16 protein-coding genes are annotated in these 20473 nt (G+C 47.1%); 8 read left to right on the forward strand and 8 right to left on the reverse strand.

Annotated features, from left to right (window positions below):
- Together AC1S52_RS33385 and AC1S52_RS33390 are read right to left on the reverse strand one after the other, a co-directional pair.
- Positions 1-205: transposase (locus tag AC1S52_RS33385; protein WP_482033368.1), on the reverse strand; the 205-nt coding region annotated here is incomplete at its 3' end.
- 81 nt (positions 206-286) lie between these two features.
- A complete protein-coding gene (locus AC1S52_RS33390) occupies positions 287-574 on the reverse strand; it encodes a hypothetical protein (RefSeq protein WP_482033369.1) in 288 nt (95 codons plus the stop codon).
- A 244-nt stretch (positions 575-818) separates the two neighbouring features.
- Between AC1S52_RS33390 and AC1S52_RS33395 the strand changes: the two genes are divergently transcribed.
- From AC1S52_RS33395 to AC1S52_RS33420, 6 genes are all read left to right on the forward strand, one after another.
- Entirely contained in the window at positions 819-1871 is a 1053-nt protein-coding gene (locus AC1S52_RS33395; protein ID WP_482033370.1) for a DMT family transporter, read from the forward strand.
- Between the two features lie 248 nt (positions 1872-2119).
- Positions 2120-2527 carry a hypothetical protein gene (locus tag AC1S52_RS33400; RefSeq protein WP_482033371.1) on the forward strand — a complete coding sequence of 136 codons (408 nt, stop codon included), beginning with the start codon at positions 2120-2122 and terminating at the stop codon, positions 2525-2527.
- A 119-nt stretch (positions 2528-2646) separates the two neighbouring features.
- Entirely contained in the window at positions 2647-2820 is a 174-nt protein-coding gene (locus tag AC1S52_RS33405) for a hypothetical protein (RefSeq protein WP_482033372.1), read from the forward strand.
- A gap of 415 nt (positions 2821-3235) precedes the next feature.
- Complete coding sequence (locus tag AC1S52_RS33410; RefSeq protein WP_482033373.1) at positions 3236-3451, forward strand: hypothetical protein; 216 nt, start codon at positions 3236-3238, stop codon at positions 3449-3451.
- A gap of 17 nt (positions 3452-3468) precedes the next feature.
- Positions 3469-3726: a hypothetical protein gene (locus tag AC1S52_RS33415; protein ID WP_482033374.1), complete on the forward strand. Its 258-nt coding sequence runs from the start codon at positions 3469-3471 to the stop codon at positions 3724-3726.
- Positions 3723-4283 carry a pentapeptide repeat-containing protein gene (locus AC1S52_RS33420; RefSeq protein ID WP_482033375.1) on the forward strand — a complete coding sequence of 187 codons (561 nt, stop codon included), beginning with the start codon at positions 3723-3725 and terminating at the stop codon, positions 4281-4283. The genes AC1S52_RS33415 and AC1S52_RS33420 overlap by 4 nt, the downstream gene beginning before the upstream one ends.
- A gap of 117 nt (positions 4284-4400) precedes the next feature.
- Here the strand turns inward: AC1S52_RS33420 and AC1S52_RS33425 are convergent, their stop codons facing one another.
- The 5 genes from AC1S52_RS33425 to AC1S52_RS33445 form a co-directional block, all read right to left on the reverse strand.
- The gene (locus tag AC1S52_RS33425) at positions 4401-6473 is read right to left on the reverse strand and encodes a protein kinase domain-containing protein (protein ID WP_482033376.1); all 2073 of its coding nucleotides are present in this window, start codon (positions 6471-6473) and stop codon (positions 4401-4403) included.
- A gap of 257 nt (positions 6474-6730) precedes the next feature.
- On the reverse strand, positions 6731-7324 hold the full coding sequence (locus tag AC1S52_RS33430) for a CAP domain-containing protein (RefSeq protein WP_482033377.1): 594 nt from the start codon (positions 7322-7324) through the stop codon (positions 6731-6733).
- Positions 7325-7709: 385 nt separating this feature from the next.
- Positions 7710-8489, reverse strand: a complete 780-nt coding sequence (locus tag AC1S52_RS33435; protein WP_482033378.1) for a hypothetical protein — start codon at positions 8487-8489, stop codon at positions 7710-7712.
- Complete coding sequence (locus tag AC1S52_RS33440) at positions 8392-14625, reverse strand: hypothetical protein (protein ID WP_482033379.1); 6234 nt, start codon at positions 14623-14625, stop codon at positions 8392-8394. Before AC1S52_RS33440 ends, AC1S52_RS33435 begins: the two co-directional genes overlap by 98 nt.
- 549 nt (positions 14626-15174) lie before the next feature.
- On the reverse strand, positions 15175-15546 hold the full coding sequence (locus AC1S52_RS33445; RefSeq protein WP_482033380.1) for a hypothetical protein: 372 nt from the start codon (positions 15544-15546) through the stop codon (positions 15175-15177).
- 385 nt (positions 15547-15931) lie between these two features.
- On the opposite strand from AC1S52_RS33445, the gene glgX reads away from it, so the two are divergent.
- A complete protein-coding gene (gene glgX / locus AC1S52_RS33450) occupies positions 15932-17998 on the forward strand; it encodes a glycogen debranching protein GlgX (protein WP_482033381.1) in 2067 nt (688 codons plus the stop codon).
- A 12-nt stretch (positions 17999-18010) separates the two neighbouring features.
- Here glgX and AC1S52_RS33455 read toward each other — a convergent pair whose 3' ends face one another.
- Positions 18011-18979 carry a YihY/virulence factor BrkB family protein gene (locus AC1S52_RS33455; RefSeq protein ID WP_482033382.1) on the reverse strand — a complete coding sequence of 323 codons (969 nt, stop codon included), beginning with the start codon at positions 18977-18979 and terminating at the stop codon, positions 18011-18013.
- Between the two features lie 264 nt (positions 18980-19243).
- Here AC1S52_RS33455 and AC1S52_RS33460 point away from each other — a divergent pair, with 264 nt between their 5' ends.
- Positions 19244-20146 (forward strand): transglutaminase family protein, encoded by a 903-nt coding sequence (locus AC1S52_RS33460; protein ID WP_482033383.1) that lies wholly within the window; start codon positions 19244-19246, stop codon positions 20144-20146.
- Positions 20147-20473 lie beyond the last annotated feature (327 nt).

Consider the following 20473-nt stretch of genomic DNA (forward strand, 5'->3'; position numbering starts at 1 on the left):
TTTCAAACACGACTCGATTACAAGCCCCCTCCACTGTAAAAGTGGCACTCAACTGGTGCTCACAGTAAGCCGCTATCAGGTTGATGCGTCCGCCCCGTCGCCCCGATTTGAGCGCTTCAAATCGCACTCCAGGTTCGCACCAACCGTACCCGTAATCGTCCCGTTCATCCATCCCCGACTCATCAAGGTACACCCGGTCAGACACGGGCACCTTTGCGAGTTGTTCTACAAACGCCGCTCGTTTGCACTTATCCCGTTCTCGATAGCCATACGGTTTTTTTTCGACTCAAACCGAGGTGGTGCAACATCCTAAAAATGGTGCGAGGACTGATTGAGCCTTCCCATAACTCCGCCACTGCGCTTGGGTTTTTCCTCCATGCTGTCGGGCAAACTGGGCAAACTGATCCCAATCCGTGATTTTGCGGCTGGTTCGATGCGGACGAGTCGCTTTGGCTTGGTAATTTCCAGTGTCTTGCTGTCGCTTCAGCCACAAGTCAATGGTGTTACGGCTGAGTTGAAACACTTGGGCAGCTTCGCTCTTCTTCATGCCGTTTAATTGAATGGCATTGATCATCGTATTGATAGCCGGTTTGATTTCTTGAATATTTTTTTGATGCCTGATTACTTCTTTGAATGATGCCAAATATCGGTAGCGATAAGGGTCAGGACAAACAGCAAAGACAAAACCCTGTCACAACGTCCTTGTCTCCGCTACCACCTACCACCTGGTGACCAATTCCTAATCGATTTCTCAGTCAAGATTCAGCCTGCCTGCTTAGGTTGAGGATCTAACGTTCAGATTGATGTAGGTGTGTAAGTTGGCTATTGGTAAACTGACCCAGTTCAGTCGCCAGATTCCTGGGCAAACCTATCTTTGGTTAGCGGTTTTGATCTTTGGGGCTTCCAGTGCGGTAACCCGTAAGATCACAGAAATTGGCGCTCAAAACTTTGTGGGTGGGCAAAATCCCATTTCTCTCTGCAATGTGCTGTTTGTCGGAAACCTCTGTGCGCTTTTGGTTCTGCTACTGATTCACAGGCAACAGTGGAACCGGCAGGTGTTGAGCCGCTTATCCAGGCGAGAGTGGCTGGGACTGATCATGGTGGCAACCCTTTCGGGGGCAGTGGCTCCCGGTTTAATCTTTCAGGCGCTAGCGCTGACTCCAGTCACCAGTGTGGTTCTGGTCAGCCGAGTGGAACCTCCACTGACCCTGGCTTTATCGGTTTGGCTTCTGCATGAGCGGGTCAATGGTTGGCAAATTGTGGGCGCGATCGCCGCCTTCATTGGAGTTGCGCTCACCATTGTGCTTCAGCCTGTAAGGGAGCCGCTGATGCAAATGGCAGGATTCCATTTGGGTTTGGGTGAACTGCTGGCAGCGTTGGGGGCGATCGCCTTAGCGGTTGCTACCATCCTTGGCAAAAAACGGCTGTCTAAGGTTCCTTTAAGTATCTACAGTATTGTGCGGACGGGGTTGGGAACGGTTATTTTTTTCCTTGCTGCATTGGTGCTGTATGGACACGATCACTTTATGGGCGTGTTTTCCCCGTTTCTCTGGCAGTGGATGCTGCTCTACGGCGCAATCATTGTCGTGGTAGGGCAATCTTTCTGGCTGGCTGGTTTAAGAGCCTCCTCCGTTTCTACAGCATCGATCATTGGTTCCTTTACCCCGATCGCCGGTATTCTGGCAGCCTATTGGATTCTGGGTGAAGTTCCTACTCGGGTTCAGTACATGGGTGGCAGCGTAATTTTGCTGGGATTGGTTTTCAGTCAGATTGGGTTGCAACGCCAGATGGCTCGAATTACCAGGAGTCACATGAGTTCGACTCAAGCAGAGCAGGCGATCGAAACCCACATGGGATTTAAAGGAATTTAGGAGAATTTTACTACCCTTCGTGATCTGGTTGTAATTCCGTGCCGCAGGCATTTTAGCAAAGTCGCCCATCGCATTATTAATATTTGAATATTTAATTAGTCTGAGTGTAGCTGTTGAACTCGTCATGCGATCGCCCGCACCGGGATGCTTTTTGCTGAAACAAATGTCATACTTCTCAAAATACTTTTGGCTATAGCCCTCAAACCTTGACGGCACCCAAATTTATCACAATCGAGCAATACAATAATATGTCTGAGCTGGAACGATTGATTCTGATGGCAGAGGATGAGCTGACTCAGTACAGCACCACTGCCCGCAAAATGGAAAAGCTGCGCCAGAAGATTGGGCTTTCTGTGCCAATGGCAGAGCAGCGTCGGGTTAAAGAGGAACTGCTGGCAGAAATCCCTACGGATGCGATTAGCAAATTAATCGCAGAACAGCGGCAGGTGGTTGCTCTTCCTTTCTGGGGGATTGCAGGATTAGGGCTGTTGTTTGGCATTTCATTTTTACAGCCTCTGGATTTAATTGCCACGATCGCCGGAGCCGCCATTGCGATCGCCATTCAGCGACGAGGTTGGCGACTGCAAGCCAAGCAACTCGTTTTCCGCACTCTGGAAGATATTGAAGACCGCATCCGCAAGCCTGAATCTATGTAAATGGTGGCAGATGTTGCTGAATAGAGGTATGCATCATGCCGAAAGTGGACCTCCCTCCTACGGCTACTGTGTATACACAAGTGTGAAAGTTGAATCGGTAGGTGATCGCAGAGTCAACGATGAATGCCAAAACCCTGCTTGGGGGGCTGCCCCCCAAACCCCCCGTGGCGGGTGACGGTTGCGTCCCCCGCCCCCCCTCCAAAACGATGCGATCTCGTCGTCAATCGCAACCTTCATCCCACTGGGTCTTCAAGCAAGGGCATACGGGTAGCAAGGGGAGCGGTTGTCTTTGAAGTTTGAGGCATTTTTGACTGATTCTCGTCGCGCTAGACTTGAAGCCCTAATGCTAGACCCTTTCGGGGGGTTTGGGGGAGTTAGGACCCCAAAAGGCGGGGGGCTGGGGGGAAGTCCCCCAGAGCCAGTTTCTAACGAAGCCGAGATCTGTATACACCGTAGTCCCTACGGATAAGAACAACATTCTTGAACCACTGACCAGAGCGAGGGAGCCATGAAGCAGTCCGGCTTTTAGAAGTTGTGTTCGTCAACCAGGGTGATCTTTATCACCCTAAATGTTCCTGGTCAGTCACCAGAAGTGGTCTGGACAGTCACTCAAACATCGGTGAAATGTCACCTGTTTAGCCTTCCTCTCGTCACCGGAGTTACCCATTCAAGCGTAGATAGTAGAACTATCGAGTTCTACTGATTACGATGCCTCCCGTAACCCTCCTTCCCTCCGCGATTTCTGAACTATTTGCTCAAGCCAGCGTCACTGGCAAAATCACGCTGGCTGACCGTTACGGCTTAATGGCAGCCCTGCTTTCAGAGTCTATTAGTGAGGAAGAAATCAACTGCATTGACCGACTACTTCATTCGTTGCGTAAGGGACGTATGCAAGTTGTCGATGAACTTTCCACGCTTCTTTAAAACAGATCCGGTGATATATGCAGATTGTTGAAATTGTTCAAAGGGTGCTTGACACAGGTGAACTACCAATGAACCTGGAACGACGAATGCGAAATCTTTTGCAAAGGCAAAAATTCAGTGAAGCAGAAATGACGGCGATCGACCAGTTGATCGAAGCGATGTACAGGGGTTCCGTTCGCTCCGTCCCAGATTCTGGACTGAACAAAGCTCAACCTAACCTGAATTTAGGCGTTCAATCAGCGATAATCGACTCAAGCACGATAATTGAGCGATGAAACAGTCTTCTCTGATCATTTTTCCTTTAGCAACCCTGTTTAGTCTGGTTACGGCTACGCTGGCAGCAAACCCTGACCACATCAAACAACTGCTTAATTCGGGTATTTGTCCAGGTTGTGACCTGTCAGCAGCCAACCTTTACAGCTATGAGCTGAGTCTGGCTGAACTGAAGGGGGCAAACCTGAACTCGGCAGCCCTGCAAGGATCAAACCTGAGTTCAGCCAATCTTGCTGAGGCAACCCTGGAACAGGCTAACCTGGCGCTTGTAAAGTTTAGAGATGCCAATTTACAGGGGGCAAAACTGTATAAAGCCAACCTTTATGGGGCAGATTTGAGCAATGCCGATCTGTCGGGAGCCGACTTAAGAGAAGCCAATTTACAAGGAGCCGACCTGAGAGGTGCCAGTTTGAAGGGGGCAAACTTGGAAAAAGCCAATCTATTAAGAGCCAGGATGATTGGTGCCATTATTACGGACGCAAAACTAGATGGAGCCAGAATGCCCGATGGCTCTGAATTTAAGCCAGGAGGACAGATTCGCCCAAGACCAAAGCTCTAGTAGTAGTCTGCGGCGTAAGTTTGGCGACTATTCTAGAGGTGTTAGGTGTTGGATGTTAGGTGTTAGGGATGGTAGACAGATTTACGCCAAGCTCTACTAGGCATTTAACAAGCAACCCTATTCATTGGTATTCTCAGTGGGTACTTCATCCGTTGCTGCCAGGTCGATGTCATAGCGAACAGGTTCGTTACCAGTGGAAACAATGACCACTTCGTAAAGACCGGATTCTGCCACTTTGCCAGTCCACTCTTGCTGATCAGAATCTTCCAACAGTGCTGCTGCTTTGCTGGAAGGCGGGTAGAAAGAAAGGTGGGTTGAGGGGCGATCGCTCTGGAGCTTGAGACGAATGGACTGGTCTTTGGTGAGTCTGGCAAGGTATGCTTTCCCCTGACCGGGTTTCAGGCTGCCGCTCACCTGTCCGCTAAATTTGCCCTCAGGAAACTGGATGGTTTCCAGGGCGGTGCCCGACTGGATAGCTTTTAATTGATCGCTGGCGATCGCCTGCCACACCTGACCAAAGGGTTGTTTCAGCAGGTTTTCAGAAGACTGCTCTGGAAACAGGGCGAAAAATTGAGCATCAGTCAGGTCATTCAAGGCACGACCACTGAGATTCAGTTGATTCGCGGTTGCCTGCCGCTCTTTCAAGCTGGCTTCCGTGTATTGCCCCAACCGCGATCGCGCCTCTGAACTAATGGATTGTAGCTGATCCAAAAATGCTGCCGCTGCCCCATCCCACTCAGCCCGCAGCGCTTCATCCTCGCTCCCCTTGCCCAACTGCCGCCCAGACAGTTCCGGGTGCTTACCATAAAACACGCGATTCACCAGACTGACCAGAAAGGAATTGTCAATCCCCATGTCCTCCCGCCGTTGGTTGAGTGCCTGTTTTCGCGACTGTTCTGCCTTTGAAAAGGTCGGCTCTGGTTTGGTGGGTGTGGCAGGCTGAGGATCAGGTTCCTCGGACTGTTTTACCTGGTTTTCCTGGGCGATTGGAAGGAGAGGTAACAGCCAGCGTTTGCCTGCCCAAGCCCCTGCCCCTACCAGACCTGCTAGCAAGATCAGAGAGGCAAGCAAACCCACAAAACCAGATTTCTGCCTGGGTTTAGGGGCAGGCACCGGGATGGTCTGTTTCTGGTTCGAGCGGTTTGCCGCAACGGGAGCGAGGGCGATCGTGTCGGGATACGAGGGGATGACCGGGGGATGCTCAACTGGAGGCGTTGTGGTAGTGATCCGGGAAACGGGCTGATTACTGTTGAGTGCTTGCAAAACCTCCTGGGCAGACTGGAAGCGTTTGCGCGGTTGGGGATCCAGCATCCGAGTGAGGACAGAGAGGAGTTTGGGGCTGAGGGAAACTTTGCGCCGCCACTGATTGTTTTCCAGCAAATCCTGGGGTTCTTTCCCGGTTAACAGCACCAGAACCGTCATTGCCAGCGCATACAGGTCACTGTGGGGAAACGCCTCCCCTTTTGCCATCTGCTCAACTGGAGCGTAACCAATTTTTCCTAGAAGTGTTACTCCTGCTGGTTTTGAGTTGCGTACCGGGTTAACCTGAGACATCACCTCCGCGGCAACCTGCTTGACACCGCCAAAGTCAATCAGGACAGGAAGCCCATCCGCACTGCGCCAGATTAAGTTATCGGGGGAAATATCCCGATGGATGACCCCGCGATTGTGGAGGTAGGTGAGGACAGGCAATAGTTGAAACAAAAGTTGAGCAACCTCCGTTTCACCAAAGCCAAACCCCTGGTGCTGACGCGATCGCAAAATCGCCTGGTAGGTCTGCCCTTCCACATAGTCCTGTACCAGAAATAGCCGCTCTCGCCCCTGAAATTCCGCTCGAAACAACTCCCGAAAGTGGGGAATCTGCGGATGCCGAAGCTGGTAAAGAATGCCCGCTTCCCGCTCAAACAGTTCTTCTGCCTTGCGTAAATTCTGGCTTCCCTGAACCTGGGGCGCAAACTCCTTCAGCACACAGGATTCATGAAATCGGTTCAGGTCTTCTGCCAGGTAAGTGCGCCCAAACCCGCCATGCCCCAACTCGCGCACAATCCGGTAGCGCGTACTCAGGGTTGTACCCACCATTTCACTGTGGTCAAGCTCCTCCCTGCTGAGGCTGAGCCGTTCCCCACACTGGCGACAAAACCGGCTGTCTTCAATATTTTCGTGTCCCTGGCTGCAATAGAGCGGTGCCATATTGGTCTCCGCACTCCTTTGGAAATTGACCAGATTCTAGCTTATAGCAGGTGGCAGGGGATAGGAGATAGGAGATAGGGGATAGGGCATTAGGTGAGGGAAATCTGGTTTATAGCGTTTTTGCATCCAGTGAGGTACATGGATAGCCGTAAAGCCCTTGAGTCAAACAGATGAGATGTACCTCACCAAGAAAGGAAACGCTATATCTGGGTAACGTATTTTCCCTTGCTTGATCAGTTAATTGGGCGGGTTGCAACTCAATTAATCGATCGCATAAATAACTGAGTGAAATAGTAGGTGTTCCCCTGTCGCCACACACCAATCCCCGTCTCTCGATATTCTGAACGCAGGATATTTTTACGATGTCCGGGGCTTTCCATCCATCCTTTGACGGCGATCGGGACAGGCTGAGAAAGATTGGTTCCCTTAAACAAATTCTCACCAATGATGAAATAAAAAATGCCCGCTGAGTTAACCCGCTGAACCATTGTGCTGCCCTCTGGGCTGGTATGGCTGAAGAAATTTTGCTCTGCCATTTTTTGACTGTAGTTGCGGGCAACTTCGGCAAGCTTTTCATTATTTCTGAGCTGGCTCAAGCCCTCTTTTTCACGAATGACATTAATTTGTTGACGCACCTGCTCTTCCATTTCAGCAGAGGTTTCAGATTGGGGTGGAGCCTGAACAGCGGGTTGTTCAGTTGAACCAAAATTGGGGATTGGTAGGTCTGTTACAATCTTTCTGATCGAGTCACATCCAGTCAGCAGAAAAATAGCAACCGTTCCAATTATTCCTTGTTTGAAAGATTGATGCCAGTTTCGTTGCTTGAGGATCTCAATTGTTGATTTTTTCATTTATCATCCACTCATCCATACACTCATCCCTCACCAAATCGTAAGCTTCACACAGAGCCGTGTAATTTCTGCTTGAATCGCTTTTGGATAGAGTCTGGTGAGACGATGATACAGGTTTCCCCGTAGGGAAACACCTCTCGGAAAAACCAGAACGGCAGCCATAACATAAAGGCTTTCTCGCACTGGTTTGAAGCCAGTCTAGCACTTACTGTTTTGCCACAGCTTCAAACTCGCTGGGTTACATTAGCTGAGCATCGAATACTGACAAATATGGGAACAAACTGTGCCCTACAAATTATCAAGCGGCACAACGGTAAAGTGCAGCGGTGGTAGATAGCATCAAAACTAACACCAACATCTTTCGTCCGTCCGCTGCCACGCAGTGTTAGGCATCTGTACTGGAATCTCCATCTGAGATATTTTCAAGCTGCTCAGTCAGTTCATCACGTAGTAACCTACTAAACTTTATAAACCTATCCAGCTTCTCAATCCTTGAACTTAGTTCACGACGTTTTTGTTCACGGACTTCTTCTTCAGAGTTCTCTTCTTGAGATTCTCCAACAAGGCGAACAATTATGGAGAGATCATCATACTCATCATCAGAAATTCCTATAGATGTCTTTAGCCAAGTAGCAGTTTTCTCATCTTCTGCATTACAGGCAGCTTGCCTGAGCGCAAAGTCGATCAGAACACGTGCGGCAGCATCAATTGAAAGTGCCAGATTTATCCACAACTGAATCTCATTAGCTTGGTTTTCAGACGTGTCATCATTTTCTATTTTCTGGAGATGAGAGTTATCAAAATAGTAAGATCGAGGGTTATCTGGATCAAGGCTACTTAAAGTCTGAAATATAGGTTCAAAATTCTTAAAAGGATATCGATTGTTTGGTAGTGATAATCGATGTGCCCAAAGCTTCAAAATAGTGTCAAAACATTGCTGTTCGGCTTCAATCTTCTCTCTGCCTGTTGCAGTTTCTGAAATCGCAATTTGTTCAGTAATATAGTGTGCCATCCATCTTGAGAGGGTATCAACTCCAGGATCGAGACTAATTTCTTGGACAAGAGCCTTACCTAAGTTGATAGCACGTGCTTGTATCTCTGAGTTTACCGTCTGCTGAGAGGATATAAACTTTGCTATTTGCGGCTGGGTATTCTCCGTCATCATCGCTCCTAGTGTAATATGACGACTTGCGTAAACGACGCTCAATTTGTACTTCGATGATGAGTTCGCGCTCAAGAGTGGCACAGAGTTTCTTTAGAAAGTCCAATGATGCACTCATTCGTACTCCATGTTTAGGTGGTTCTTCCTTATCTTCTCCTCTAGGTGTACTCCAAAGTTCACAAACGAGTGATTCTTCCGTCTTCCCTGCCATAAACCATTTTCGTTGTTCTAAATCTAAAGAGAGTCCAAGCTGCTTGATGATTGAATCACCAATTCTATAAGGCGGGTAATCAATTTCACCTGCATGTGGGTCAGCAGCATCAAGCCCTTCATGTTGAGAACCTCTCCAAATCCATCCCTGTAGTTCAAAGGGAGGTTCGCTAAACTCCATTTCTTCTTCGTCATAAGCAGGAAGTTTAAAGTCATGCGGGTTCAGGCAAGTGCTCAGCGCATTTAATAGCGACTCAGAGGTCCTTTGTGAAACAAGCGCACTTGTAATGTAAAAACTCTCCTGTCTTTCGCTATCGCTATCACTCCAAGACCCACGGATATTTAACCAAGTTTCTCCTTTGTGATTAGTCAATAGACCGTCAAGAAAATCATCAAGCTTTATGTCCTGCCGCCAATTTTTTGTTGTCTTTTCTGATAACCAAGCACGCCGCTCTAGTGGAGGGGGATCTCGTCTGTCAGCTAACCATCGGCCATCGGCACGCGCCAAAGTATGCCGTTGAAGCCAATCAGTCCATTCATCTCCGCACCAACTATGACTATGAACGATAGGCATTTCTAATAACAACTTTGCAGCAACAGCCAGCATTGCATGGTAAGAGATATAGAAGCTATAGTCATCAGTACGAGGATAACTGCCGTGACTATGCCGTGTCTCTCGTCCAGTTTGAGAAGAATTCCATAGATTAGAACGAGGATCGCGAATGAAATCATCGCCTATCGCAACACTCCATTCTTTCAGGACAACTTCACGTGCCAGTTCTTCGACTTGCCGTCCTGAAATACCAAATACCCTACCAAGAGGCTCAAACCAACATCGATCGAACTCATAGCCGAAGTGAAGCTTCAAGGTGCAATCAACCTCACCTCTGGCATGCCAAGGAGTTTCTTGAAGGTTTTCTCTATATCTATCAATTTCTTTAACTGGCATTTGACTAATACCTACAGTATGAAGCTTCTCAGTGACACCACTTTCATATGTTCCTGGGAAAGTAGCTTCAATAGATAGGGCAATCTCAGCGGCAATTTTTTGGATAATTGCATGAGGTAAACCATCAAGTGCATGTTCTTTAAAGAGCAGATGATGTTGCCTTAATAGTTTGGGCTTGTCTATCGCTACACGTGCTAAAGCTATTAATAGATACAGTCGCGCATGAAGATTGTAAAAAGGAAACTTTCGATTTCCAAAAGCATTGACACAGTCACGCTTCATCCATTCAATCAAGAAATTGAGTTCTTGTTCGCAACCTGCTTCTGCTAGTCTTCGGACGCAATGTGCCGCTTGCCACCGGACAGCAGAGCGAGGTGAACCTAATGCTGCCCAAACAAAGCCAGTGAAAGCATCTGAAATATTAGATGGAGGAAGTAGCCAATTATCCCAAGAACCATCCCCGTAATCTTGACTAATATGGATTTCAAAGCGGGAAAGTGCAAACTCAAGTAAATCTTTTGCCTCTTCAGGTTTGATGAATGATGATACTACTGAGGAGAATCCGAAAAGTTCACCCGCATTAACTAAATCTGGAGACTCTGACAGCCCTTTGATGATTCCTTCGTATATTAATGGTAAAGCGTCATGTCCTAGTTTCATCTCCCCAAGAAGATACTCTTGCATTGCTTCATTGCTCACGTAACCAATTAATTTATGAGCAAAACGTTGAGAGATTAAGGATAAGGTTTTATCCCAGCACCTTTTGACACTTATTCTTTGACGATAGCTATCTGGAAAGTTGGCTAGGGCACATTGGATATCATATAAGTCGGCTTTTTCGGCGTTTGTTATGGCTAAAAGCAAATCACTTGCACTATTGGCAGAAACTCGTTCATAAATTGCCTTCCAAAAGAATTCGCGGTTACGAGGATAAGGTAGAGTCTTGAAACGATCTATCACACCACTTAATCCTAAGCTTGTAGTTAAGTCAAGATCATTAAAGATTTCCTCTAAGCCAGTCAGATCAACCGCTTGTGGTTTCCAATTAATGTCCTCATCATCATCTTCCTGATTATTTATCTGGGATGCTAAGGTTACTTGTTTCTGCTCAGCATGAAATTCGAGAACTTGTCGAATTTCTTCATCTTTTAATGAAAATTGTTCAGCCACTCTTTTAAGGTTTTTCCAATTATTCTCGGAAGTATCGTTTAATCTAAGATCTCGAACAGCAGTATTCACGATATATTGACGACAAGCCTTGTCAGACTCAGTTTTTATACAAAGCGCTACAAACTCATCAAATCGATACTCCCAGGAAAATGCAGACAATGACCAACCCACTGATGGTGCAACAATATTAGAACGCACCGCTTCATGAACCAACGCAGGCAATTGACGATCAAACCATCCTACATCTCGATCGCGCCATCGGCTTAAGGCAGCAAAAGCTGACATAGGGCACAACTTTGCACAAACCTGAACAGCTTCATTGCGGCTCCAATGTTTCTCCCGATCTACGGTATCACCCACTAATTCAGCACAGCGAATGAAACGGTACGCAACCTCTGGAGAAGATTGTTCACCCTCAGCAGAACGCTTCGCCATAGCAACAACAGCACCCCATCTCTCAACTAATTCATCTCCGAATTTTGAGACTGCCTCGATTGCACAATTGAAATAAGCTGCTGCGTCCGCAGGGCTGATGGGAAGAACAGCCCGGGCAAGATCAATATAGTAATTAGCTTTTGCCTCAGGCCCTTCATCTGAGACAGATGCTACTCTTTCGTAGCAAGATTGCTCAAGTTGGTTTCTAATCGGCGAAAGATGCTCTAGGCGGTAGGCTGCTCGAACTGCTTTTAGATGATCTATAAGGGAAAGGTTGTACTCGCCGTCAAAAATCTTATCAAAGCTGATCTCCTCATCAACAACATCGCAAGCATTCATTAAGACTAAACTCTCAAAACGCACACGAGCGATCTCGAAAGGCAGGCAATCATGTCGTCTATATCTTTGCGATCTCGCCTTCTTTGAACGCTCATTGGCTTCCTGAAAAGCTAACTTAACGTTTTCCTTGTTACCAAGTAGAGTACGACAGCGAATCAGATACCACGGTAGTAGCCCTCCAACGACTTGTTTAAACTCATTGGTATCTTGAGAGTTCTTTTTATCTTCAAGTAACTTCTTTGGTATTAAACTCTCAATATCTGGTTCAAAACCACCTGAAATTGTGAACCTTAAAGCTGTGCCTCGAAGAAAAAAATGTCGCTCTCCATCGTGGTAATCCATACTAACCAGACGAGAGCCTTTCTGGGGAAGATAGTGATTTAAGAGCCGCAGAATCCTAGTTTGGGAGAGTCCTAACGCAGAGCTTGCTTCTGCAAATGAAATGATTGCTGAAAAAAATGCCTGTTCAGCCCAATACTCCGTTGGTTTGGAGATACGAGATTGTTTATGGATCAATAAATCCAGGCATACTCGCATTGCATCAATGGGAGGAAACTTACCCACCCCTATCAGTTCATCCGCGACAGCTATCATCAAATATTGGTTGCGACACCCAAGATGCGAAATCTCATCTACAACTGCGAAATTTCCTGCATCAATAAGACGTTTGATAAATAACCGCATAACGCGGAATACAACTCCTGGTGGTCGCCAACGCAGAATAAAGTTGACTAACCTCTTTGTCCCATAAAGAAGAAAGTGGGCAGTTGCCATTTCCATAATGTCAGAGTCCGTGAGACGCTCCTCACTGTGTAGCTGTTCTTTGTTATTCCTACGCTCCTCGAAATACAAGCTTAACCAGTTGCCAGCCGCTCTTAAAAAGCCTCTAGCTTCCCCCTTAAATTCAGCGATAGAAGATAGAAGTGAAGCAGAATACACATTCTCTGATCCGTTCCAACTACTACGTAGCTGTCGTCGAAATGCTAATTCTTGAACTCTTTGCTGAGATTGTAACGGTGCGATCAAATCCACATTCTGCTTAAGAAGTTCAATTTGCCGCTTGTCACCTGCAACTTCTTCTCCTGCTCGTAAAGCCAGTTTTGCTGCATCAGCGTATCTCTTCTGCTTCAAGGCTGCTTTAAGGGCAAACTGCAAACGATACACTCGAACATTCCGTTCGTCGATTGGATTGTCTTCAGGCAGTAAATCATCAGAGAGTGCCAAACCAATAAGTTGGTCATAGTTCCCAGATTGTAATAGTAGGGAAGGTAGAACTTGAGCAACGTAGGCGAACTCAGAGGCTAGAGGCTTAAGGCGGGTAACATACCCCTCAATCTGCTCCATTGATGCAGAAAATCTTGCTCGAAACCAAGTTTCTGTTGGCTCATCTCGGAATTGAACTGAGTTTTCAGATATCCAAAGAGGTCGCCCTAGATCGGCAACAAAACTTACGACTGTAGAAGCTTCAATCTCCGCAGCAGTAGCAAGTACTTGAATTGGGATAAATGGAGTTAAATTTGCAAGACCTAGACATATTGCATCAACATACTGCTGAAAGTCATTAGGTAGCTTATCCTTGATCTTAGAAATGGCTGACTCAAGCTGTGCTGCAATCTGTTCATCAACCGTGATCACTGAAGGTCCAAGAGCAGCTAGAACATCAGCAACGTTATTGTGATTTATACTTAGCGCATTTGCCTGCACTCGTGGATTTCCACCAGTCAAGCGATGAAATTCAATTCCGTCAATACCAGCCGCATCTAGAAAATGTTCTTGGAGATGAGTCAAGGTTTCTATTTCGCTGAAAGGAAGTAGTTCAAGCTGTTGAACTGTACTTAAGGGTTGGAGAAGATTAACTCGCTCAGTTCTACACAGTGCAACAATTCGGACTCCCTCCAGTGGCTTTTCACGTAATAATTGATGAACAAAACAGGCGTCACCAAATTCCTTTGCAGCCATCTCCGCGTTATCTGCTGCATCAATTAAGATCGCTAAAACAGCATCTCGGTTGATTGTACGTAAGGCTGTAGCAGCCTTATCTAATCGCAATAAAAATGCTCTTAGAATCGCAGCATAATCATTAGATTGCGGTATCAAAAGTTCGCATAAACCATGTAATGCAATTTCATTTGCAATTTGCATAAGAGCATCACGGTGACGATGCCGAGGTTCGCTTCCATTACGGTATTTTCCAGAGCCAAAGCAGTCATATACAATTCCCAACGAACCAGCAGGCAAGGACTCTGCAATTTGGCGGGCAAAGACAGATTTACCTACCCCTCCATTCGCATGAATGACTGAAGGCGTAGAAGCCCTAAGGATATTATTAACTAATGTTTCATGCTGCTCTCGCTTGATGTAGTCCTTGGACTTTTCAAACTCTGGAGGCGCAGGGAATAAATCCCTCTTAGATGTAATGTGAAACAGTCTTAAGATATCTTCGCAAACAATCTCACCATTACTTCCTGGTAGTGCTTTTTCTTGTACAAGCTCAATCACACTAGCAATCTCAGCACTAGCAACAGCCCCAGCTAAAAGTTTTGAGATCTCAACGTGCAACTCATGCCTCTGTGCAATGTAATCTCCCTCTCCATCAATCAAACTTAAAGAGGCACAAAAATGTCGAAGTTTTTCATCTTTGAGTTGTGTGTATTTCTCAATCGTTTTCTGAAATTGTTTGTCAGACTGCTCTCCATCTCTGATAGCACGAACACCTGCTTTAAATGAATTAGCAATCTGCCGATTAGTAACGATCGAGAATCTTACAGATTTGCTTTGATGTGCATCACTATCTTTATTGAAGAGAGCAGAAAAACGTTCTGCAAATCCCTCGATCGTATCCTTTAGATCACTTAAGTTAAAGGGTTCATTTACCCTTTGAGTTGAATGTTTTAGTTGAAAGTATGTAATGTCCTCACAAGATTCTTCTACATTTTCTGCATACTCAGCAACATCGATCACATACTCTCCAGCAACTGCATTCTCCTTTGAACCCTCAATTACTATGTGTTTAATTGAAGATTTTGGATGAATCATTCTTAAGCAGCGTCGCGCTGCCCATCGGTAGTGAAATACATCACCTGCTCTTGAGTATCTGACCAACTCATTTCCCATCAATCAATTATAAGCAATCAAGAACAGAACGATTTTTGTATGCCTCCTAAGAAATTAGATTTTCGATAAGCATGAATACTTATCTAGCAAATGTAATTTCTTTCACCCTGAAGGTGCGCTAGCGCGTGGAATGCTAACTATATAATTAGATTGACGGTGTTTACCTATCTAGCCCCTCAGGGATAATTAGGCTGAAATCTATCTATCGTAAGATCCCAAATCAGCGGATTAGGCTGGCTCAGATCTACCTATGATCCCAAATGGGAGGATTAGCGTAGACAAACTTCTGCATAATAAGCCTCGTTTCTTGGATTAGATAGATGACTTCAGTCAATCTTAAGATGGGAAAATTTAATACATACTAGTATTTCTTTATACAAGTATTTCTGGATGCGTAGGAGCATCGCCAGTTATGGAGTCTCGTCCTGAGAAGGGATTGGAACAGGTGCGCGAAACTATTCGGTTAAACCATTATTCCACCCCACTGAGGAAAGCGATGTTCAACTGGAGCCGCTGTACATTTTGTGACACAACAAGCACCATCCTTGTGAAATGGGTCGCGTCGAAGTCGAAGCATTTCTGACTCATCTGGCTGTAGTAGAGAAGGGTGCGGCATCCATCCAGAATCAAGGCTTGAGTGCGTTGTTGTTTCTCTATAAGCCCGTACTCAACCAACCATTGACCTTGCCTGTGGATGCAGTCAGAAGTCCGCTGGATAGGTAACCCGTCCAGGGAAGTCCAGAGCGTGTGATTTGTGAGGGGCGATCGCTCCCCACTGCGAGGCGATCGCCCTGTAAAAGTGGCGAAAAGGAATGGGGGTGACGGAAGAATTATTGAATACACAATCCTTAACCAGAGATGTATCGAAAACTGTAGGAATTGCTAACTTTTTCGGCATTCACTAACTTTTTCGGCATTCATCGGTAGGCTGGTATAGCAGAAGACTAAGGGTAAGAAGTTAGGCTGAATGCCCTTCGGACTTCAGCGTGATCTCAGTTGAACGCTTGAGCAATCAAGAGTTCGGCGAGGCTCATTTGAGACGACGAAAGCTCACGTAGAAGCCTCCACACTCTCAACTCAGGCGTTGCTGATTTTGGGTATGAATCGAGAGTTGTATGAATTGAAAGTCTTCAATTCATACTGCTATTCAGCACCACCCAACTCAACACTCTTAACCCAAACTTCTCTTGTCCTCTCGTTTCCCGTTCTACCAGAGCGATTTAAAGCTATGCAGTCTACGATTTTGCCAGGTGAAAGTTTTCCTTTGGGAGCGACAGTACGGGATAAGGGGGTGAACTTCTGCTTGTTTTCAAGGGAGTGTACGGGAATCGACTTGCTGTTGTTTGATCAGCCGGATGCAGCGCACCCCAGTCGGGTGATTTCACTGGACTCCAGGCAAAACAAAACTGCCCAGTACTGGCATGTCTTTGTGCCGGGGATTGGGGCGGGTCAGGTCTATGCTTATCGGGGCTATGGAACCTATGCTCCGGAAAAGGGGTTGCGCTGTAACAGTGATAAGGTATTGCTCGATCCCTATGCGCGGGCAGTCACCAATTGGGAAAATTACAGCCGGGATGCGGCAAGACTGCCGGGAGATAATTGCCCGAAGGCATTGCGCGGGGTAGTTGTAGACTCCACAACCTACGACTGGGAAGTAGACATCCACCCCAGAATTCCCTATTCCCGCACCATCATTTATGAACTGCATGTTGGCGGATTTACCCGCAACCCTAATTCTGGAGTTGAACCTGAAAAACGGGGCACCTTCACCGGACTGGTCGAAAAAATTCCCTACCTGAAAGAGTTAGGCGTGACAGCGGTTGAACTGATGCCAATTCACCATTTTGACCAATATGATGCCCGCCCTGGGTTACAGAACTATTGGGGCTATAGCACGATCGCCTTTTTTGCTCCCTATGTAGGTTATAGTTCCCGCCGTGCTCCCCTGGGACCTGTGGATGAGTTTCGGGACATGGTGAAAGCGCTGCATCGGGCGGGGATTGAGGTGATTTTAGATGTGGTGTTTAACCATACGGCAGAGGGAAATGAGGATGGACCCACCCTTTCGTTTCGGGGGTTGAGCAACCAGGACTATTACATGCTGGAAGATGATCCATCCCAGTATCGCAACTTTAGCGGCTGCGGCAATACGTTTGAAACCAATGCGATCGCCGCTCGCTTCGTACTGGATTGCCTGCGCTACTGGGTCTCGGATATGCACATTGACGGATTTCGGTTTGACCTGGCATCTGCCCTTTCCCGTGACTCGGATGGGGTACCGCTGAAAGATCCCCATCTACTGTGGGCAATTGATACCGACCCCACCTTAGCTGGTACAAAGATTATTGCTGAGGCGTGGGATGCTGGTGGGTTGTATCAGGTTGGCTCCTTTGTTGGCGATCGCTTTGCCGAGTGGAATGGACCCTTCCGGGATGATGTCCGGCGTTTCATCAAAGGCGATGGGGGAATGGTCAAACCCGTTGCCGCCCGCATCATGGCAAGCCCCGATATTTACAGTAAACCGGGACGTAGAGCCGACCACAGCATTAACTTCATCACCTGCCACGATGGTTTTACATTAAATGACCTGGTTTCTTACAACGACAAGCATAACGAGGCAAATGGCGAAGATAGTCGGGACGGCATGAACGATAACCATAGCTGGAACTGTGGGTTTGAAGGGTTGACCCTTGATCCAGAGGTAGAAGCACTACGCGAGCGACAGATCAAAAACTTTCTAACGATTCTGTTTCTGTCTCAAGGAACGCCCATGCTGTTGATGGGGGATGAGGTGCGGCGATCGCAGCAGGGTAACAACAACGCCTACTGCCAGGACAGCCAACTGAGTTGGTTCGACTGGGACTGTGTCGAAAAACATGCCGATCTACTTCGCTTCACGAAGGGAGTAATTGGTTTCAGTCAGGCTCTAGAAATCTTTCAACTAGAGCACATTCTGGTGGTTACCTACGCCAGTCAAAGTCCCCATATCGTCTGGCATGGAACAACCCTGGGAGAACCCGACTGGAATGAAGGATCTCGCAGCATTGCCTTTACTCTGCACCATCCTAAGCATGATGAGCGGCTACATATTATTTTCAATGCTTACTGGGAACCCCTCAGCTTTGAGCTACCTCCCCTGAGTCACGGCGAAACCTGGCACCGCATTGTGGATACTGCCCTGCCCAGTCCTGACGATTTCTGTGAGATCACCTCGTCTCCAATGGTGGATCAAGAGTTTTACACAGCCCATGCCCGGTCGGTGGTCGTGCTACTGGCAATATGCCCCGCCGGATAAAACATCAGGAAACTATTCGGGCAACCTATTAGATCCGTTCATTGCTCTATTCCGGCGACTACCAAAAAGATGGGCATACACATAGGAAAGCACACAGCCCAGAAGAAAGATCTGGCATATCAGAAAAATCCATAGCATCAGGATCATCACACTCCCGATCACCCCGTAGGAGAGAAAGTGGCTACCAATAGTAATCACACTATTGCTGACTAGTTGTTGTAGCCCCACCACTAACAATGCCGTCAGTAGCGCACTCAACCAAACATCCTGCCAGCCCACATAAACTGCTGGCAAAATTTTGAACATAACACACGTCGCTAGCGCCAGGATTAAAAAAGAAGACCCGGTTTGAAGCCCTTTTGTCAATTGGAGTTCGTCAACCTTGATAAATGCGAATAGCTCTTGAAAATTTGCAACTAGTGTGAGGATGGTTTTGATCACAATATTGGTGATTAATGACGCTAGCAACAATAAGGCAATTCCCATCACTAACAGAAACGAAAAAAGTTTGTTAAATAGAAAGAACAGTGCCATTTTGAAAATCGAACCCGCTTCAGAAACTCGACTGGGCGATCGCCAAATTCGATTAACGGAACTTCTGAGAATCGCAAAGACTGCACTGGCAGCAAACAAGAGCAAGCCAAACCCAATGATTCCAGCACCAACGCTGTTTTCGTTGAGGGCAACCACCGTTCCTCTGACCAAGTCGTGCACCTCTGGAGGCAAGTATCGCTGTATGGCTTCCTGAATAGATTTGAATGCAACCGTATCAGGACTGATCAATGCCCCAACAATGCTCAGAATCACCAATAGCATTGGGAATAGGGAAAAAAGCGCGTAATAGGAGAGAGCGGCTGCCATGCCGGGGCAATTATCCTGATCCCACTTCAACCCGGTCTGAATCAGGAGTTGAGCCTGTTTTGAGGGCAGAATGGTAGACCGAATGTAAGGCAGAACGGTAGACCGAATATAGGGAATCATATGGACTGCTTTCTAGTTTGGCGTAAGGTCAATCAGCAACCGTAAAGTCATTATGTCATTCTAGAAAACCGGCGTTGCTGAATCTGGGATGGAAAAAGGTGCTGGATGCTTGAAACTTCGGTTCAATTCATCCCGCTTTTCAGCAACGCCCTAGAAAACCAGGTTTTGGTTGCCGAGTTCTCAACGGGTGTAAAACTTCTGCTTGGGGGACACTGACTCGGATGTAAAATTTCTATTATCCATAAAATAATAGAAATTATCGCAATGACTGTTATTTACGACCTTGAACATATCACGACTTACCGCTATCGCAATCCGGTGACGTTTGGTGAACACCGCGCCATCTTTTTACCCAGCGCAGGGTATGGCGGACGGATTTTGAGTTACTCGGTAGAAACCAATATCTCTGCCAAAGTCCGCTGGATTATGGACACCCTCTCCAACAATGTGGCGGCGATCGAATTTAGTGAACCGGCTCAAGCCCTGATCGTCACCTGTCGAGTTCGGGGTGAACATTTTGGGATTAAGGAGATTGCCGCATTTCCCCTGGATGTCCGTGCCGTAGAAATTCCAGTGCAATATACGCCGGATGAATGGATTGATCTAGCCGTGTTCATGCGCCCCCACGCCGAAGATCCCGATGGCAGTGTGGCTGCCTGGGCAAAAAGCTTTGTTGCTGGTGACCAGGACAATACTCTCGATGTGTTGCAACGAATGATGGACACGATCAGGGGTAGTCTTACCTATCAAGCACGGGAGGCAGAGGGAACCCAGTCTCCGGGCGAAACCTTACGCCTACAGTCGGGCACCTGCCGGGACTATGCCTGGCTGATGATTGAGGCGTTACGGCGGTTGGGGTTTGCCTGCCGCTTTGTCAGTGGCTATCTCTACGATGCCGCTTTGGATGGCGGCGAAATTGGGATGACTGGCTCTGGGGCAACCCATGCATGGCTGCAAGTCTATTTACCGGGGGCTGGCTGGCGCAATTATGACCCAACCAATCAAATTACGGCAGGGTTTGATTTAATTCGGGTGGCGATCGCCCGTCACCCTGGGCAAGTCATCCCCCTGGCGGGTTCCTGGTTCGGTAATGCGGGGGACTACCTGGGCATGGATGTGAAAGTGGTGATTCGCAAACTGGGCACGCTGCCTGAATTCGAGGAGTGATTTCCTGCATAACTCCCTGGTTCCTGGGAGATAGATCTAGATGAGACCTAAATGTTCATTGCGTGCCCTCAAGATGTCAGAGTCTTCTGAAATTTTGAGGGTATTTTTTTGATTGTTTTGCATAACACGGGTGAGATCGTCCGATAACTCATTAACGACCAAAGTTCCCTGAGCAAAACCCAATGAAGACTCAATCAGTCCAGTTTCCAGATTCGGCAATCCACTTCATCACACGAAGTTGTAGTCCACTCGATTAAAAATTGCCATCAATCAGGTTGCATCTGTCCCTGATATCAATTCTTGATGCTGCCGCATTGAACAAGGATT

It is taken from the genome of Kovacikia sp. CALU 1929 (assembly GCF_056784235.1).

Bases quoted from the DNA above. Each gene is read 5' to 3' on its own strand.
- AC1S52_RS33425 (WP_482033376.1), bottom strand. From the start codon at position 6,473: ATGGCACCGCTCTATTGCAGCCAGGGACACGAAAATATTGAAGACAGC.
- AC1S52_RS33440 (WP_482033379.1), bottom strand. From the start codon at position 14,625: ATGATTCATCCAAAATCTTCAATTAAACACATAGTAATTGAGGGTTCA.
- AC1S52_RS33405 (WP_482033372.1), top strand. From the start codon at position 2,647: ATGAATGCCAAAACCCTGCTTGGGGGGCTGCCCCCCAAACCCCCCGTG.
- AC1S52_RS33390 (WP_482033369.1), bottom strand. From the start codon at position 574: ATGATCAATGCCATTCAATTAAACGGCATGAAGAAGAGCGAAGCTGCC.
- AC1S52_RS33420 (WP_482033375.1), top strand. From the start codon at position 3,723: ATGAAACAGTCTTCTCTGATCATTTTTCCTTTAGCAACCCTGTTTAGT.
- AC1S52_RS33460 (WP_482033383.1), top strand. From the start codon at position 19,244: ATGACTGTTATTTACGACCTTGAACATATCACGACTTACCGCTATCGC.
- glgX (WP_482033381.1), top strand. From the start codon at position 15,932: ATGCAGTCTACGATTTTGCCAGGTGAAAGTTTTCCTTTGGGAGCGACA.
- AC1S52_RS33400 (WP_482033371.1), top strand. From the start codon at position 2,120: ATGTCTGAGCTGGAACGATTGATTCTGATGGCAGAGGATGAGCTGACT.
- AC1S52_RS33455 (WP_482033382.1), bottom strand. From the start codon at position 18,979: ATGATTCCCTATATTCGGTCTACCGTTCTGCCTTACATTCGGTCTACC.
- AC1S52_RS33430 (WP_482033377.1), bottom strand. From the start codon at position 7,324: ATGAAAAAATCAACAATTGAGATCCTCAAGCAACGAAACTGGCATCAA.
- AC1S52_RS33435 (WP_482033378.1), bottom strand. From the start codon at position 8,489: ATGATGACGGAGAATACCCAGCCGCAAATAGCAAAGTTTATATCCTCT.
- AC1S52_RS33415 (WP_482033374.1), top strand. From the start codon at position 3,469: ATGCAGATTGTTGAAATTGTTCAAAGGGTGCTTGACACAGGTGAACTA.
- AC1S52_RS33410 (WP_482033373.1), top strand. From the start codon at position 3,236: ATGCCTCCCGTAACCCTCCTTCCCTCCGCGATTTCTGAACTATTTGCT.